Source organism: Kouleothrix sp. 19917 (assembly GCF_057073505.1).
Genome location: NZ_CP097099.1, coordinates 4473715 through 4490271, shown reverse-complemented (window position 1 = coordinate 4490271; position 16557 = coordinate 4473715). Strand labels below are relative to the sequence as shown.

The following is a 16557-nucleotide window of genomic DNA, read 5'->3' as shown; positions in this document are numbered from 1 at the left end:
CGCCACGTTTGCCCAATCGTTGGCGAAACGCACACCTTCTGCCATTGCCGCGGCACGAAGCATCCTGCTATACTGCCTGTGCGACAATTGTACGCCCATGGAGCATTGCATGATCGAAGCCGTCCAACTCCATAAAGAATTTGGCACCTTTCAAGCGGTTCGCGAGATTTCACTGCAGGTTGACGAAGGCGAAGTGGTGGCACTGCTTGGCCCAAACGGCGCGGGCAAAACCACCACGGTGCGCATGCTGGGCGCTATTCTCAAACCCAGCAGCGGCTCGGCGCGCATCGCAGGCTACGATGTGGTCGAGCAGGCGCGCGAGGTGCGGCACGTTGTGGGCTTGCTGACTGAGTTTCCCGGCCTGTACCATCGCATGCGCGCCCAGGAGTACCTGGCATTTTTTGGCGCGCTGCAAGGCATGAGCGCGCGCGAGTGCGCCCGGCGCGGCGAGGCGCTGCTTCAGCAGTTTGGGCTGTGGGAAGCGCGTGAGAAGCGGCTCGACAGCTACTCGAAAGGCATGAAGCAGAAGATCGCGCTGATTCGTGCGCTGATTCACGACCCGCCGGTGCTGTTTCTGGATGAGCCGACCACTGCAATGGACCCGCATAGCGCGCGAACCGTGCGCGACGCGATTGCCGAGCTGCGTGCCGCCCGCCGCACCATTCTGCTCACCACCCACAACCTCGTCGAGGCCGAAACGCTGGCCGACCGCATCGTGGTGGTGCGCGGCGGCCGGATCGTCGCGGAGGGCACGCGCGCCCAGCTCACCCGCCAGCTGCTGGGCGACCCGATCTGGGAATTGCGGCTGGCCGCGCCCTCCGACGTGGCGGCCGGCGTGCTGGCCGATCTTGCACCCGTTGAGGCGGTTGGCGACGACTGGCTGCAATTCCGCTGCGCCGACCCGCGCGCGCTGAACCCGCAGATCCTCGGGCGGCTGGCCGCGCGCGGCGTGCCGGTGGTTGCGCTGGCCGAGCTGCCGCGCAGCCTGGAAGATGTCTACCTCAGCATTGTGGCCGACGAAAACGAGCGCACCTGGAGCGCAGGCGATGCGCCGCCCGCACCGGGCGAGCCGCTTCCCGAAGTCGAGGAGGTGCAGCCATGAGCATCAGCGCGATCCGCACCATCACCCGCCGCGAAGTCGGCGACACGCTGACCGACTGGCGCATCCTTGCGCCGATGTTCATTCTCGCCTTCATCCTGCCGCTTCTGCTGGTCAGCGCGGCTAACTTCGCCATTCGCTTCATTGCCGACGAAAATACCGTGCCGCTGCTGGTGCCGTTTGTGATGCTGCTGGTTGGTTTCATACCTGCATCATTCTCGCTGATCACCGCGCTCGAAACCTTTGTGGGCGAGCGCGAGCGCAACAGCCTGGAAGCGCTGCTGGCCATGCCGATCTCGGATGGCGCGCTGTACCTGGGCAAACTGGCCTCGTCGCTGCTGCCGCCGCTGTTTTCGGCCTTCACCGCGATGGGCGTGTTTTGCGGCGCGCTGGCGTTGGGCTACCCGCAGCTTTTTGCGCGCGGCCTGACGCCCGAGTACATCTTGGTGATCTTCCTGCTGATCACCACCAAAGCGATTGTGATGGTTGCCAGCGCGGTGATTATTTCGAGCCACACCACCAGCGTGCGCGCCGCCAACCTGCTGGCGAGCTTTGTGCTGCTGCCAACCGCTTCGGTGGTTCAGCTCGAAGCGATTCTGATCATCGGGCGAACGGCGCGCGCCTGGAGCGTGCTATGGATTATTGTGCTGCTTCTCTCGGTGATTGCGATTACATTGATCCGCACGGGTATGGGCGCGTTCAACCGCGAAGAAATTCTTTCGCGCGAGCACGAGCAGCTCAACATCCGGCAAGTTGGCCGCACGTTTATGACCTTTTTCCACGAATACCGGCCCGCTGGCGTGCCACCCGACCAGTACACACAGCGCCGCTTTTCGGTGGCGCGCTTCTACCGCAGCGAGCTGCCCGCCCTGCTGCGCGACTACCGGCTGCCAATCGGGGTGGCGCTTGTCGCCGCGCTGAGCGGATTGCTGAGCGGCGGCTATATCGGCAGCACCTACCGCGTACGCTTTCTTGATGCCTACCTTTCGAATATTGGCGCACCGCCCGCGCCAAGCTTTGGCCTGGGCATCGGCATTGCGCTGAATAACATTCGCGTGGCGCTGCTGTCGGGCGTGTTTTCGCTGTTTGTGTTTGGCATATTCGCGTTTCTGGTGCCGGCGGTGGCGTTTGCGCAAATTGGCTTTGTGGCCAGCACGCTGGCCGAGCGCGGCGGCAGCTGGTTCGCGCTTGGTCACACCAGCCCGCTGCAGTTTCTGCTGGGCTATATTGTGCCGCACGGAATCATCGAGCTGCCCACGGCCATCCTGGGCTCGGCCATGGGCCTGCGCGTGGGCGCGGCGCTGATGTCGCCGCCGAAGGGCTTCACCGTCGGGCAGAATATTCTGTGGGCGCTGGCGCAGCTGGCGAAGGTCTGGCTGTATGTGCTGGTGCCGCTGTTCCTGCTCGCCGGCCTGATCGAAGGGCTGCTCACGCCGCAGGTCATTCGCGCGCTGTATGGGGGGTAAGGAAGAGCGACATCCGCAGATGACGCAGATTTGTGGCTGATGCGAATGAAAAATCCGTTGAAATATTTACGCATGACGCACTAAACCTGGGCAGGGGCGGGCAATCCGCCTCTGCTTTTTGTTTGCGCTTCAAGCGGGTATAATACTGTGTCTATGGAAACGCTCAACGTCCTGCTGATGCAGCTGCCGGTGCCAAACAACCCGGCCACAAATGTGCCGCTGGCGGCTGGCTACCTCAAAGCCTATGCCCACGCTCAGGGCCTGCTCGAACGCGTGCAGGTTGATATTCTGCCGCGCGCGCTGGCCGACCACGCTGGCGATGCCATGCTGGTGGATGCGATTGTAGCGCGCCGCCCGCAGGTGCTCGGCATTTCGCTGTATACCTGGAACAGCGAGCGCAGCCTGCTGGTGGCCGAGCGTGCCCGCGCGCGCCTGCCCGGCCTGCTGGTGCTGGTTGGCGGCCCCGAGGTGCAGCGCGACAACGACTGGGTGCTGCGTCACCCCGCCGTCGATATTGCGGTGATCGGCGAGGGCGAGCAGACCTTTTGCGAGCTGCTGCAACACCTTACGAAAAACGGCATTCCGCGCGATCTGCGCGAGCTGGAAGCCATCCCTGGCCTGGCCCTGCGCGATGCTTCTGGCAAAATATGCTTCACTGCCGAGCGCGTGGCGCTGAACGATCTTGCGGCCGTGCCGTCGCCCTACCTGCTGGGCTTTCTCGAACCCGCGTCCATGCTCATGGTCGAAATTTCGCGCTGGTGCCCCTACGCCTGCGCCTTCTGCCTGTATGGCCGCAACATGGGGCCGCGCCTGGGCAATCGCTATTTCCCGCTCGAACGCGTGCTGGCCGAAATCGCGTGGGGGCGCGAGCGCGGCGCGACGCAGGTGCATTTCATCGAAGCCAACCTGAACCTGGTGCCACTGTTTCGCCCGCTCATGGCCGCGCTGGCCGACCTGAATGCCGACGGCGCGCTGGCGCTTTACGCCGAGCTGCGCGGCGAGCACCTGACCGACGAAGCGGTGAGTATGCTGCGCCGCGCCGGCCTGCAGGTAGCAGAAGTGGGCTTGCAGACGGCCAACCCGCTGGCCTTGCAGGTAGCGCATCGCCGCACCGACCTGCGCAAATGGGCGGCCGGCACGCGCCGCTTGCAGCGCGCCGGGGTCGCGATCTTCCTCGATGTCATTCTGGGCTTGCCCGCCGACGATGCCGCTGGCGTGGCCGAAACACTCGATTTCATTGCCCGCGAAGACCTGGGGTCGTACGATATTTTCACGTTGCAGGTGCTGCCCGGCACGGCCACGCGCCAGCAGGCCGCCGAGTACGCGCTGGAATATCAGGCGCGCCCGCCCTACTACGTGCTCGGCACCGACCGCCTGCCCTACGCCGAGCTGCGCCGGCTGCGCCACACGCTCAAGCGCGGCGCCGGCCTCGACCCGGACGAGATCGAGGGCTGCCCCGCGCCGCGCCCGGATGCGCTCGCCGGGCGCGCAGATGACGGGCCAGCCGTCACGCGGGTCGACCTGTCGGGCGAAGCAGCCGATTGGGAGGCGGTGCGCAGCGCGAATCGGCTGGCGCGCCATGTCGATGTGATTGCGCGCTGGGCCGATGCCGAGCGGCTGGCCGCATGGCTGGAAACGGCCATCGCCGCCAACCCCAGCACCTTGTTCGACTGCTACCTGCTGGCCGGCATGCAGCCGCCCGCGCCAGCCGCGCTGCAATCGTGGCGCGATGCGCTGCCCTTCACGCCCGGCTACCTCGACCGGGTGGCGGTGTACCGGGCCGAACAGTCTGCGCCGGCATATCAGCGCGCCAGCCCGCGCCTGTGGCTGGTGCTGCCCTGGGTCGCGCAGGCCGAGCCAGAAGCCTATCGCGCCGCCGCCGAAATCATCTGGGCCTACGAGCTGGCACCCGGCGACGAACCGCCGCTGCGTGCCTGGGCCGCCGCTGGCGGCGCGGGCGTGTGGGCGCGCGGGGCGGCCGCGCCCGACCTGGCGCGCTGGCGCGAAGCCAGCGATACGCTGCTGTGGGAATAAATTCGCTTTTCTGAAAGAATGGAGCCTCGGTCCATGTACGACCAACTGCACGAAATTCGCGCGCGCCACCTTGGCCTGATGCGCACCACCGCCGCAACCATCACGCTCCTGCTCGAAAGCGTGAGCCAGCGCGACGCTTCCACCCTGCGCGACGGCGGCGACGGCTGGACGCTCCTCGACGTGCTGGGCCACCTGCGCGACTTCGACGGCTTTTTTCGCGGGCGTGCCGAACAGATCTGCGCGCAGCACTACCCCACCCTGCCCGCCTACGACCACGAGGCCCTGGCGATCGAGCGCGCCTACAACGCGGGCGACCTGCGCGCCATGCTTGAAGAATTCAACGCCTCGCGCGAGCAAACCCGCGGCTTCTTCAGCGACCTCGCGCCCGAGCAGTGGGAGCGGGCTGGCATACACCCCGAGCGCGGCCACTTCACCCTCACCGACGCAGCCATCCAGGTCGGGCATCACGACGTAACCCACCTTGAACAGATCGCCAAAATCCTGGCGCAGCGCAGCGCCGCCGGTTAAGCGCCGGTTGAATTGCTGCCATTTTGGCAATGTTCCGTCGCCGTCTCTGCACCCCACCATCCCTGGCGATCGTGTATGGTGATGGCAGAATTTTATGCTGCCTGCCTGGCATACAACGTACATATCGCTAAAGGAAACGTGCTTGGTTCGGCGTCCATATACAATGCACCGCCGTTGGCGCGGCCCCAATCAGCAAACGCAGAAACTACTGCAATCGCTGCTTTCTTTCTACCAGTTGCTGCGAACCCCCCAATCGCTCGACACCCTGCTGCAAGCCATTCTTGATGCTGCGGTGGAGTGCGTGCCGGGCGCGCAGCGTGGCAGCCTGGTGGTGCGCGAAGGCGCATTTTTCCGCTATCGTGCGCTGCACGGCTACGATTTCGAAAAGCTGCAAAATGTGCGCTTCCCGATCGAGCAGATTTTACAGCTGCTGCCAGCCGGCCAGCGCGGCACGCAAGTGCTGAGCTACGATGAGTGGAATTCCGAATTTCTTGATACGGAATCCAACCGCACCCTCCGTATGCACGGCGATATCCACCTGATTCGCCGCTCGATGGTCAGCTCAATTTTTGTTTCGGGCAACTTCTTTGGCACGCTTGTGCTCGACAATCTGGAAAGCTACGATGCTTTCCCGCCCGCCGCCGAAGCGACTGCTATGCTGCTGGCTGAGCAGGCTGGCGCGGTGATCGAGCACGCCCAGCTGCTTGAGGATTTGCGGCGCACACACTCGCAGCTGGCCGAAAACGAAAAGCTTGCGTCGCTTGGGCGGCTGGTGGCCGGCGTCGCGCACGAAATCAACAACCCCCTCACGGCGGTGATTGGCTACACCGAGCTGTTGCAGCTCGAAGAGCTTTCCGACGACGCGATGGACGCACTGCTGCATATTCGCTCGGGCGCAAACCGCATGCGCGAGGTGGTGCGCAACCTGCAAATGTTTGCCCGCCAGCAGCGCCACGGCCAGGGCGAAGTCGACATTCTGCTGCTGATCAATCAGGTGCTGGCGCTGAAACAGGGCGAACTGATGATCGACCAGATCGATGTTGAGCGCGATTTGCCCATCGATTTGCCCAATATCTGGGGGGATGGCGGGGCGCTCAGCCAGGTGCTGCTTCACCTGGTGCACAATGCACAGTATGCCTTGCGCAGCCGGACGCACGGGCGCCGTTTGCTCATTCAGGTGCAGCACCGCCCCGAAGCCAATTGCATTCAGGTCGCGGTGTCCGACAATGGGCCGGGCATGCCGCCGCATGTGCTGAGCCGAATTTTCGAGCCGTTTTTCACCACCAAGCCACAGGGGCAAGGTTCGGGCCTGGGCCTGAGTGTCTGCTATGGCATTGTTGGTGAACATGGCGGGCGGATCTGGGCGGAGTCGGCTGAGGGGCAGGGCGCGTCGCTGTTTGCCGAGCTGCCGCTGCCACAGCACCTTGCAAACACGAAACGCCCGGCGGCGCAGGAGCGACCAGCTGGCCGGCGCGTACTGGTGATCGACGACGACGAGCTGGTGCAGCGCCTGGTGCACGATGCGCTCAGCCCGGAAAATGCCGTCACAATCGTGCAGAACGGCTACGAGGGCATGGAACTTCTCGGGCAGAGTACCTTCGATGTGGTGTTGTGCGACCTGAAAATGCCGGGCATGCGCGGCAACGAGCTGTATGCCGAGATTCAGGCTGCCGCGCCCGAGTATGTCGAGCGGCTGATCTTTATCAGTGGAGACACCAGCAACATCGCGTCGTATGATTTTCTGGGCGAATCTGGCCGCCCACTGCTGGCCAAGCCGTTCACGCCCAACGAACTCTATTTCGCGCTTCAGGTGCTGAACACGACATAATCGTGGCTTTGCCAGAAAACGAACGCAGCACCCATTTCGCCTTCAAACGAAATGGGTGCTGCGTTTTTTGTCGTGAAGCACTTTCCGCGATGCGCAGTACGCACTATGACGCCAAGAACATAGTTCGCAGTGCATGACATTAGTGCCGAAGTATCACACCAGAAAGCGCGCGGCCAGCAGCGGCAGGTGCTTGCCCGGCCCACTGCGCACAGTGGTGTGCGGCAACGAGTCGAGAAAGACTTGCCCATACTTCTTGCTGAGCAGGCGCTTGTCGAGCACGGCCACAATGCCGCGATCCTCGCGCGAGCGGATGAGCCGGCCAAAGCCCTGCTTGAAGCGCAGGATCGCCTGCGGCACGGCATACTCGTTGAAGGCGTCGTCAAAGCCTTCCGAGCGCGCCGTGTAGATCGGGTCGTTCGGCACACTAAAGGGCAGCTTGGCGATCACCAGCACGCTCAGCGCGTCGCCCACCACGTCCACGCCTTCCCAGAAACTGGTGGTGCCAAGCAGCACCGTGCGCGGGAACTCCTTGAAGCGATCGAGCAGATTGCGCCGCGAGCCGTCGATGCCCTGGCCGAGAACGGCGATCCCCTGCTCTTCAAGCGGCTCCTGAATGGCCTTGTAGGTCATCCGCAAGGCGCTATTGGCCGTGAACAGCACCAGCGCGCGCCCGCCCGTGGCGGTGCACAGGCCGATCAGGGTTTCTTCGAGCGCCTGCTGGTAGCCGCGCTGATTGGGCTCGGGGATGTCGTTCGGGATGTAGACCAGCGCCTGCTTCTGGTAGTCGAAGGGCGATTCGAGCTGCAATTCTTCGGGTTCGCGCAGGCCAATGCGATCTTTGATGTAGGTGAAATCGCCGCCGACGGCCATGGTGGCCGAGGCCAGCGCGACCGTGGCTTTTTGCGAGAAAAGGTTGGCTTCCAGCAGCTCGGCCACGGAAAGCGGCGCGGCGTGCAGGGCTAGCGTGTCGCGGGCGCGCTCGTACACCAGCCAGGTGATTTTCTGCTCGTCGCCGCCGTTGACGACGTAGCCGATGTTGATGCGCACTTCGGTGGCGTAGCGGCGCAGCGACTGCACACGCAGCAGCAGCATGTCGTAGTCGAGCAGCTCGGCGTCTTTCAGCTCGCCCAGCAGCGTGTCGAGCTTGCCGAGCGCGTCGCCAATGGCGGTGAGCTGGACGGACAGGTTGTCCCATGCGCGCTCGACCACGCCCCAGTTTTCGCTTTTGCGCACGCCGTCGGTGATGCGCAGGCGCGCGTCGTAGGCCGAAGAATCGGGCGACTGGGCCATGAATGCCGTGAGCAGGTTGAAACAATCGTAGACGCTCTGGCGCGCACGCGTGACGGCCGGGCCGGCGGCCTGGGCAATGGCGTTGGTCTTGTCCATGTCGCCCGAGCCGGCGGCGCTGTGCTGGAAGTGGCGCGGCAGCTCGGCAAACAGGCCCGCGCTGGTTTGCGCGCCGCCAGTTTCAAACAGACTGTCGAGGAAATCGAGCAGCTGGGTTTGATTGACAGAAAAGCCAAACTGGTCGGTCGCCACGTCTTCGAGGTTGTGCGCCTCGTCGATGATGATGTGATCGTACTCGGGCAGCACCTGCGCCTCGGTGGCCATGTCGGCGAGCATGAGCGCGTGGTTGACGACGATCAGGTGGGCGGCCTCGGCGGCGCGGCGGGCTTTGAAGAAATAGCACTCTTTGAAATCGGGGCAGCGCGCGCCAGTGCAAGTTTCGGGCGTGGCGTTGATGCGCCCCCAGGCGGCATTTTCCTTGTCCATCAGCAGCAGCTCGGCCTTGTCGCCGCTGTTGGTGCTGGGCAGCCAGAGCTGCACTTTCAGCAGGGTTTTAATCTCTTCGGAAAGCAGCCGCCCGTCGCGCCGCAGGTCTTTGTAGCGGCGCAAACACAGGTAGTTGCCGCGCCCCTTGAGCAGCGCAGCGGTGAAGGGCGGCTCGGCGGCGCTTTTGCGCTTTTTGTTGGCGGGCAGCGTGCCGTCGGCGGCCATGATGCGCTGGAGCGCCGGAATGTCTTTGAAGAAAAGCTGATCTTGCAGGTTGAGCGTGTTGGTGGAGATGACCACGCGCTCGCCGCGCTGGGCTGCAAACATGGCTGCGGGAACCAGGTAGGCCATGCCTTTGCCGGTGCCGGTGCCAGCCTCGACCATGACGGCGTCGCTGTTGTTGAAGGCGGCGGCGACCTGCTCGGACATTTCGACCTGCTGCTCGCGCTGCTCGTAGCCGTCGAAGGTGCTGCCCAGCGCGCCATCGGGCGCGAAAAAGCGCCGCACCGCGCCAAGATCGATTGGGTTGGTGTCGCCTGTGGGTTTCAGCGGCGTGGGCTCATTTGCCGTGGCGCGCAGGGACGTTTCGGGCGCTCCATCAGCCGGCGCGCTTGTTTCTTCATCCTTCTTCTGCCCAAGCTCGACAAAGATGTTTTTGGCTTTGCTGCGCTCGACTTCGCCAAACAGGTCGCGCAGCGGCCATTCGAGCTTGGCGGTGAGCCGGCTGATTTCGCCAAGCGTGGCGAGATCGAGCGACTCGATGCGGCGCAGCATGTGCAGGAAGATCTGCCGCGTCACGTCGGCGTCGCTGAGCGCGCGGTGGGCGTCGTCGTGCGTGACGCCGAGCGTGGCGGCGAGCGCGCTCAGGCGGTAGGCGGGCGCCTGCGGGATGAGCAGCGTGGCCATGTCGAAGGTGTCGTAGGAGGCCTGGCCGAAGCGCATGCCCTGGGCCTGGAGCATCTTCAGGTCGAAGCCGACCGAGTGGCCGATCAGCGGGTAGCTCTTTACAAAGCGCACCAGATCGGGCGCGATCTCGGAAAAGCGCGGGGCGTCTTTCAGCATGTCGTCGCTGATGCCGGTGAGCCGCGTGATTTTGAGCGGCAGCGCGTGGCGCGGTTTGACGAGCTGCTGGAAGGTTTCGAGCACCTGGTCGCCGTTAAATTTCACTGCGGCGACTTCAATTATTTCGTCGGTGCCGGCTTCCAGCCCGGTGGTTTCGACGTCAATCGCGACAAAGGTCCGGTCCATCAACGATCCTCGCTCATTTGTTTTGCTAACCTGGGCATTATACCCGATCAGCGGAAGCGAGGGGGTGAAGGGGAGACGGGGTGAAGGGGGCAGTTGGCAGTTGGCAGTTGGCAGGAGGCAGTTAGCAGTCGGCAGGAGGCAGTTAGCAGTCGGCAGTTGGCAGGAGGCAACTGGTACATTGTCGTTGACGGGTGGAGTTTGATTGCCAGTCTGTCTGTCCTGAGCTTATCGAAGGGTCGGTCGTCACGGGCATCCTGAGTAGGCCGCAGGCCGTATCGAAGGGTGCCATACGCCATTTCCCTTGCAAACCCTCCGTGCCTCTGTGCCTCAGTGGTGAATTTCCCGGTCGTCGGTCGTCAGTTGTCGGTCGTCGCAACCTGCAACCTGCAAACCTGCAACCTGCAACTCTCTGCACGCTTTGCGGTGAAATTCCTGGTCGTCGGTCGTCAGTTGTCGGTCGTCGCAACCTGCAACCTGCAAACCTTCAAACCTTCAAACATGCAACCTGCAACCTGCAACCTGCAAACCTACCCCAGGCCGTGCTCAATGGCGAAGCGGGTGGCGGCGCTGCGCGAGTTGACCTGCAGCTTGCCGTAGATCGCGGAAAGGTGCGTGCTGACGGTGCGGCGGCTGACGACCAGGCGCTCGGCAACTTCGGCGACGACACGATGCTGTTGCTGTGCAATATAAAACAGATGCCCTGCCAATCGGCAGGGCATCTGTTTGGTGGGCTAAGGCCGGGCAGCGTCGCTAGCCGACCGCCAGCGGGAAGTGTTAGGTGAGCAATACGTTTGCCTATGGCGGCGTGTTGTTCGCAGGCTTTGTGATGGTGGGCGAACGATGTGCTTTCAGGCTACCTTCAAGACTGCACTTGTAAGGTCTTTTAAGGGGTTTCTTCCCAGGTAAATACTTCGTCAGGATCGAGCAAACCGTTGTTGTTGGCGTCGTAGCCTACTCGTAGCGGATTAGTGCCACCGTGCCAGGAGCTATAGTCGATCAGCAAGGTTTCACCGTTGCGGAGATCGAACCCTCCCTCGGGTGAATGAAAAATCTCTGCGCTGGTTTCATTGACGCGAGACATTTCAAAGTCGAAGACGACTTGACCCGAAGCTGCAACGGTATCAATTTGTACATCAAGCAGATTGTTGACTGTATCGATCTGCAACTGTACTTTATCGGTGGGCAGCATATCGAAATCAAAGAACGAGAAACCAAAGTCGGCGTCGGGCCGTTCAAAGCCGACGAAGAGTTCTGGCACGCTACCGGAACCTGTTGTATAGGTGATCGTTGTGCCACCATCAGCGATCTCTACCCTATCCTTCTCGCCTGGCTCGAAGCGTAACTCACTGATCTCGAAGACGTACCCGTGACCAATGTAATCAAAGTTCCAAGCGTCCGCTGTGGTTGCGTCACTTTTTCCGAACAGATCAAATGTTATTGTCTCTGTGGGGACAACAGTATAGTGTGGGATCGCTGGCGTCTCCCATGAACGAAGCACCTGATTACTGCTTGGGGCCATCTCAAAGTCCATAGGCTTATTACCACTAACGCCGACACCTGAATAATGTGAAGAATCACTCGGCCAGACTAGACTATCAGCAGTAGAAGTATTTGAGGTTTGTGCAGGCAGCAATAACTGTGTTGTGGTTGGCGTACTTTGGCAGAATGGACACGCTTGTGTGCCTATTCGAGGCTGAATCGGGGCGAAGCCAAGCGTCTGGCTTTGTGCATCACCGGTGTAGTTGTCCTCGATCAAGTTCGCTTCCGGCGAATAAAACCAGGTATTGGCTGCTGTATCAATCGTGATCTCACGAGTCTCCCCTGGGTAGTTGCTATCGTACACGCTGATAGCAACCTGATTATTCGGTCGTTCAACGATGCTGATTGGTGTCACAGAATGGGCACCAGAGTGATCGACCTTGGAGAAACGCAGTGTGCCAAATGGACTGCCGTTGCGAGCAATACTTGCCCGTAGCGCGGCTAACACATCGTTGGGGGAACGTTTCACCGTCGCCGTTTTCTGCACACGCGTCGTGGTGAACCAGTAGGCGATCTCGCGTTGCAGCTTGGTGTTGCCTTCTAATACGAGATCACTGACCCGTGCAGCCCCGAAATCCTGGGGCTTGAGTTGTCCGTTAAACATCAAGACACTCAGCACTGCCATGCCCTCGCACCGTCCGAACAGCATATAGCTGTTGGTCTCCTCCATCCAACGTTGGCCCCCCGGAGTGAGTGTACAACTCCCGTCCGTCTGAACAGCAGAGGAACATACGTTCTTGCCGAAGAGGCGGCGCATTTCAACCGAGGTGATACCGCTGTATTGCGAGCCGCCGTAGTTAGCGAAGCTGAATCCATTCACGCTGGGGTTGAAAGGCGGATGCATAGCAGCATACGGGAGCCACACCCGTGCGGTTGATTGTTGGGTATGGTCGGCTGCGTTTGTGAGGTGAATAGGTGGTATGGTCGAGAGAAAGAGGGCGTTGAGGATCAGGAGCATGAGGAGCAGGGTACGGCGGGATACAGAAGTGTGCAATTGGCTACGCATACGTCAATGAACCTTTCTGTTTGCTGAGCTACATGATTTACGTCAGTGCGGGATAAACAGAGGAGGAAGGCTCCAAATCGGCTACACTGTGGATGCTGAAGCCAAAGCGTAGCAAATCGGTTGACTGGTTTTTTGGCTTCAAGCTGTACCTGATTTTCAATAACTGCGGCGAACTGCGTTACATAGAACATACAACAGCGAACACCCTGCCCTGCGCTCAGGGCAAGCTCCGGTTCGCCGGGACGGTTTAGGCCCGGCATACGTGTCGGCCCGGAGTTGGTGTGCAAGTAGAGCGGGTGAAAGATGGCATGGCAGCTCCTTTGTTGTATTTGTTCGTACGATACACCTGAGGAGCTTTCGATTGTGGATCGGTTGGATTGCAGAACGTAGGAAGATAGGAGGCGCACAAGCTAAGGGCCGACACGTAGGTCGGTCCAACAGCAACAATGCAATGCAGTGCTATGTGTTTCTGCGACGAGTCATTGGCTCGGGCCTGGGCGGCGCTGGCTCTTTGGTGGCGAGGTCGTAGAGCTGGCTGAAGCTGGTGCCGAAGGAGCCAGCGGCCGGCGTGCCACTGGTGAACGCGGGAGGACTGGGCCACGCCACCGCCACTGGCGTGTTTCTATCCGTCATGGTCCCGCCGCCGAGCTGACCCTCCCAGTTCATGCCAGCACATGACCGCGCCACTGCTCAGCAGCGCACAGGTGTGAACGCTGACTGCCGCGATGGCGGTGGAGGATGGTGGTGCAGCGGCCTGCGCCGGGGCAGGCGCAAGTATCCCGGCCAGCAGCGCAAGCGCCACGGCAAGCAGGACGACAGACGAGAAAAGCCTGTAAGTTGCAGCAATGCAGTGTGCGATGTTCGGCGAGGCATGGATGTACGTCCTTTGCGTTTGAAATACACCGGTCGAAAATGATCAGTTTCGCTTTGTCATTATGAACGGAGCGATAGCGGAATGAAGAAGCTTCTATCCCAAGCGCCGAGGCACGCTCAGCGAATCGAAGCATAACAATTCGGAAGTAATCATCCGTAATTGGTATCACAAGGGGATGACAAGGCGCTTTGTCATTGGGGATTGGTGCATTGCCGTTGCTGGGTGCTGTCGCTGGCGAGGGGTGTTCAGTCGTCAGTTGTCGGTCGTCGCAACCTGCAAACCTTCAAACCTGCAACCTGCAACCTGCAAACCTGCAACCTGCAAACCTGCAACCTGCAAACCTACCCCAGGCCGTGCTCGATGGCGAAGCGGGTGGCGGCGCTGCGCGAGTTGACCTGCAGCTTGCCGTAGATCGCGGAAAGGTGCGTGCTGACGGTGCGGCGGCTAACGACCAGGCGCTCGGCGACTTCGGCGTCGGTGAGGCCCTGCGCGACCAGACGCAGCACATCGACTTCGCGGGCGGTGAGGCCGCCGGGGTTGCCCTGGCGGCGGGCGGCGGGCTGTTCGCCTGGGGCTTCGGCGGCGGGCTTGGCGGGCGCAGCAACAAGCAATTGCGCGCCGCCGCGCTTGATCCATGCCAGCAGCCGGTAGGCGTCGGACTGATAGTCGAGCAGCGAGGTGGGCGCGGCGGCCAGCAGCTGGTCGAGCGCGGCGGCCCAGCTTTCGTCGCCGCCCTGGCGGATGAGCGGCGCGGCAGTGGCAAGCAGTGTCACCAGCTGCGGCAGCGATTCGAGGTCGAGCGCGATCTGAAGCGCTTCCTGCATGGGGTCGAGCGCCTGAGTGGTATTGTGCTGCGCCAGCGCCAGCTGCATGCGGCTGATCTGGGTGGCGGCCTCGCCCCAGCGGTTGCCGATTGCGCGGAACAGCTGCAGGCTCTGGTCGTACTGCTCGCGCGCCTCGTCGAGCGCGCCCAGCGCGACGGCAGTTTCGCCCAGGCGCACGTTGCACACCGCCACGCCGCGTGTGTCGCCCATCGACTGGCGGATGCGCAGGCTTTCTTCAAACATGCGCCGCGCCTCGGGGTAGGCGCCAGTGATGTAGGCGACCTTGCCGAGGTTGGTGAGCGAGTAGGCCATGCTCCAGCGGTTGCCAAGCTGTTGCTCCAGCGCCAGGCTTTGCTGCGACCACCCTTGCGCGGTGGCGTACTGGCCCTGATCATAGGCGGCCTGGCCGAGAATGTTGCACGCAATCGCCTGGTTGTAGCGGTCGCCCAGCTCTTGCCCGAGCGCCAGCGCCTCGTGGCAGAGCGCCTCGGTGGTGGCATACTCGCCGAGGTAGGCGCTCACCGCGCCGCCATAGCTCAGTGGGAACAGCATTTCGGCGCGCGCGCCCAGCGCGCGCAGGGCGTTGAGCGCGCGCTGCATGACCGCCTGGGCCTCGCGCTGCTGGCCGATATGGAAGGTGAACCAGCCCTGGCGCGCGAGGGCGTGCGCCCACACCGGGCCAGCGGCCGGGTCGCTTTGCTGCGGGGCCAGCGCATCGGCGGCGGCGGCAAAGGCGGTTGCGCCTTCCTGAAACCAGCTCAGCATGTCGTAGCAGTGGAACAGTCCATTGGCAGCGCGGCCGATTGTGCTGGCGTCGGCGGCGGCGCAGGCGGTTTGCCAGGCGGCACGCAGCTGGGGCATTTCAGCGGTAAGGAGCGCCAGAGCGGCGCGCTGGCCGCTGCCGCGCAGCTCGGGAACCTGGGCGGCCAGCATGTCGGCGTAGAAGCGGGCGTGGCTTGCGGCCAGCGCGGGCTGCTCGCCCGACTGCGCGAGGTGCTCGGCGGCATACTGGCGCACCAGCTCGGGCATCAGGAAGCGCCCCGGCGCAACGGCGGCGCTGCCCGTCTCGCGGCGCAGCAGCGAGGTGTCGATCAGCGCGGCCAGTTCGGGCAGCGAAACCTGTGCCACCTCGCTGGCGGCCTGGCGCGTGAATGCGCCGCGAAAGATTGCCAGCTTGCGCAAGGCGGCTTGCTTGTCGGTGCTGAGCAGGCGCCACGAGGTATCGAACACGGCGCGCAGGCTGCGCTGGCGCTCGTCGAGGTCGAGGGTGGTGCTGGCGGCGAGGTCGAGGTCGTCGGCAAGCATGGCGGCCAGCTCGCCGCACGAAAGCGTGCGCAGCCAGTTCGCGGCCAGCTCGATGCCAAGCGGCAGCCCTTCCAGCAACTGGCAGATCTGCGCCACCGCTGGCGCGGTTGCGTCGGTCAGCGCGAAATCGGGCGAGGCCATGCGCGCAATTTGCACAAAGAGCTGGCTGGCGGCAAATGGCTCCAGCGCGGCCGGCGTGAGGGGCTGGTCGCTCTGGCCTGAAACCGGCAGAAAGGGCAGGCCCGCCAGCGTCACGCACCATTCGCCGCGCAGGTGCAGCGGCGCGCGCGAGGTAGCGAGGATGGCCAGGCCGGGAATGCCCTGCAGCAGTTCGGCCAGGGCCGGGGCGGCGGGCAACACCTGCTCGACATTATCGAGAATGAGCAGCAGCGCGCTGCCCGCAAGCTGGTCGATCAGCTGGCCGATGGCGGGCTGGACGGGCGCAGGCGCCAGCCCAAGCGCGCTGGCGATGGCGGTGGCAAGCTGTGCAGGCAACTGTTCGCTCGGCGCAAGGCTGGCCAGCGGCACAAGCGCGATGCCATCGGGGAAGCGCGGGCCGCGCTCGGCGGCGTAGGCGCGCGCGCACTCAATCGCCAGGCGCGTTTTACCTGCGCCGCCCGGCCCAACCACCGAGATCAGCCGGCGTTCAGGCGCGCGCAGATGCTCCAGAATATGCGCGTATTCCTGCTCGCGCCCAACGAAAGGCGCGGCGCTGGCCGGCAAGGCGTGCGGCCGCAGCTGCTCGCGTTCGCTCATACGGTATGCTCCATTCCTCGATGCTATGCGCATAATAGCACATTCTGCTCGCCTGCGGCAGCGGGGTGCTTCCCTACGCGGCGCTGGCGCAGTGGCCAATCCGTTCCACATTTGCGCATCGCAACCCCAACCCCTAAACCCCATCCCCTATCCTCGGCGAACTATGCGCGCCTGCGCAGCTTGTGTTTCACGCGCATGGTAATAATCACCAGCTGGCTGCAAGAGATTTGCAAGCCGATATTAAATTTTTCAATGAATATGGCAAATATTGCTATTC

11 protein-coding genes are annotated in these 16557 nt (G+C 62.8%); 6 read left to right on the top strand and 5 right to left on the bottom strand.

Translation table 11 applies throughout. The features are described from left to right. The first annotated feature begins 109 nt into the window (after positions 1–109). From M1P90_RS18320 to M1P90_RS18300, 5 genes are all read left to right on the top strand, one after another. Complete coding sequence (locus tag M1P90_RS18320) at positions 110–1102, top strand: ABC transporter ATP-binding protein (RefSeq protein WP_483696730.1); 993 nt, start codon at positions 110–112, stop codon at positions 1100–1102. Continuing rightward, positions 1099–2565, top strand: coding sequence for a stage II sporulation protein M (locus M1P90_RS18315; RefSeq protein ID WP_483696729.1), 1467 nt, complete (start codon positions 1099–1101; stop codon positions 2563–2565). Before M1P90_RS18320 ends, M1P90_RS18315 begins: the two co-directional genes overlap by 4 nt. 153 nt (positions 2566–2718) lie before the next feature. After that, positions 2719–4599 (top strand): B12-binding domain-containing radical SAM protein, encoded by a 1881-nt coding sequence (locus M1P90_RS18310; protein WP_483704653.1) that lies wholly within the window; start codon positions 2719–2721, stop codon positions 4597–4599. Positions 4600–4632: 33 nt separating this feature from the next. Further along, entirely contained in the window at positions 4633–5127 is a 495-nt protein-coding gene (locus M1P90_RS18305) for a DinB family protein (RefSeq protein WP_483696728.1), read from the top strand. 163 nt (positions 5128–5290) lie between these two features. Continuing rightward, complete coding sequence (locus tag M1P90_RS18300) at positions 5291–6955, top strand: hybrid sensor histidine kinase/response regulator (protein WP_483696727.1); 1665 nt, start codon at positions 5291–5293, stop codon at positions 6953–6955. A 153-nt stretch (positions 6956–7108) separates the two neighbouring features. On the opposite strand, the gene M1P90_RS18295 is transcribed toward M1P90_RS18300, so the two are convergent. The 3 genes from M1P90_RS18295 to M1P90_RS18285 form a co-directional block, all read right to left on the bottom strand. Continuing rightward, positions 7109–9976 carry a helicase C-terminal domain-containing protein gene (locus M1P90_RS18295; protein ID WP_483696726.1) on the bottom strand — a complete coding sequence of 956 codons (2868 nt, stop codon included), beginning with the start codon at positions 9974–9976 and terminating at the stop codon, positions 7109–7111. 527 nt (positions 9977–10503) lie between these two features. Beyond that, positions 10504–10683 (bottom strand): response regulator transcription factor, encoded by a 180-nt coding sequence (locus M1P90_RS18290; protein ID WP_483696725.1) that lies wholly within the window; start codon positions 10681–10683, stop codon positions 10504–10506. Positions 10684–10859: 176 nt separating this feature from the next. Continuing rightward, positions 10860–12521, bottom strand: a complete 1662-nt coding sequence (locus M1P90_RS18285; RefSeq protein ID WP_483696724.1) for a hypothetical protein — start codon at positions 12519–12521, stop codon at positions 10860–10862. A gap of 92 nt (positions 12522–12613) precedes the next feature. Between M1P90_RS18285 and M1P90_RS18280 the strand changes: the two genes are divergently transcribed. Next, on the top strand, positions 12614–12772 hold the full coding sequence (locus M1P90_RS18280) for a transposase (RefSeq protein WP_483696723.1): 159 nt from the start codon (positions 12614–12616) through the stop codon (positions 12770–12772). A 208-nt stretch (positions 12773–12980) separates the two neighbouring features. Here M1P90_RS18280 and M1P90_RS18275 read toward each other — a convergent pair whose 3' ends face one another. After that, positions 12981–13154 (bottom strand): hypothetical protein, encoded by a 174-nt coding sequence (locus M1P90_RS18275; RefSeq protein WP_483696722.1) that lies wholly within the window; start codon positions 13152–13154, stop codon positions 12981–12983. A gap of 582 nt (positions 13155–13736) precedes the next feature. Next, positions 13737–16280, bottom strand: a complete 2544-nt coding sequence (locus M1P90_RS18270; RefSeq protein ID WP_483696721.1) for an ATP-binding protein — start codon at positions 16278–16280, stop codon at positions 13737–13739. Positions 16281–16557 lie beyond the last annotated feature (277 nt).

What these genes read in the sequence shown, in the direction of transcription:
- M1P90_RS18300 (WP_483696727.1), top strand. Translation starts at nt 5,291, where the DNA reads ATGCACCGCCGTTGGCGCGGCCCCAATCAGCAAACGCAGAAACTACTG.
- M1P90_RS18270 (WP_483696721.1), bottom strand. Translation starts at nt 16,280, where the DNA reads ATGAGCGAACGCGAGCAGCTGCGGCCGCACGCCTTGCCGGCCAGCGCC.
- M1P90_RS18310 (WP_483704653.1), top strand. Translation starts at nt 2,719, where the DNA reads ATGGAAACGCTCAACGTCCTGCTGATGCAGCTGCCGGTGCCAAACAAC.
- M1P90_RS18315 (WP_483696729.1), top strand. Translation starts at nt 1,099, where the DNA reads ATGAGCATCAGCGCGATCCGCACCATCACCCGCCGCGAAGTCGGCGAC.
- M1P90_RS18285 (WP_483696724.1), bottom strand. Translation starts at nt 12,521, where the DNA reads ATGCGTAGCCAATTGCACACTTCTGTATCCCGCCGTACCCTGCTCCTC.
- M1P90_RS18305 (WP_483696728.1), top strand. Translation starts at nt 4,633, where the DNA reads ATGTACGACCAACTGCACGAAATTCGCGCGCGCCACCTTGGCCTGATG.
- M1P90_RS18275 (WP_483696722.1), bottom strand. Translation starts at nt 13,154, where the DNA reads ATGACGGATAGAAACACGCCAGTGGCGGTGGCGTGGCCCAGTCCTCCC.
- M1P90_RS18280 (WP_483696723.1), top strand. Translation starts at nt 12,614, where the DNA reads ATGCTGAAGCCAAAGCGTAGCAAATCGGTTGACTGGTTTTTTGGCTTC.
- M1P90_RS18295 (WP_483696726.1), bottom strand. Translation starts at nt 9,976, where the DNA reads ATGGACCGGACCTTTGTCGCGATTGACGTCGAAACCACCGGGCTGGAA.
- M1P90_RS18320 (WP_483696730.1), top strand. Translation starts at nt 110, where the DNA reads ATGATCGAAGCCGTCCAACTCCATAAAGAATTTGGCACCTTTCAAGCG.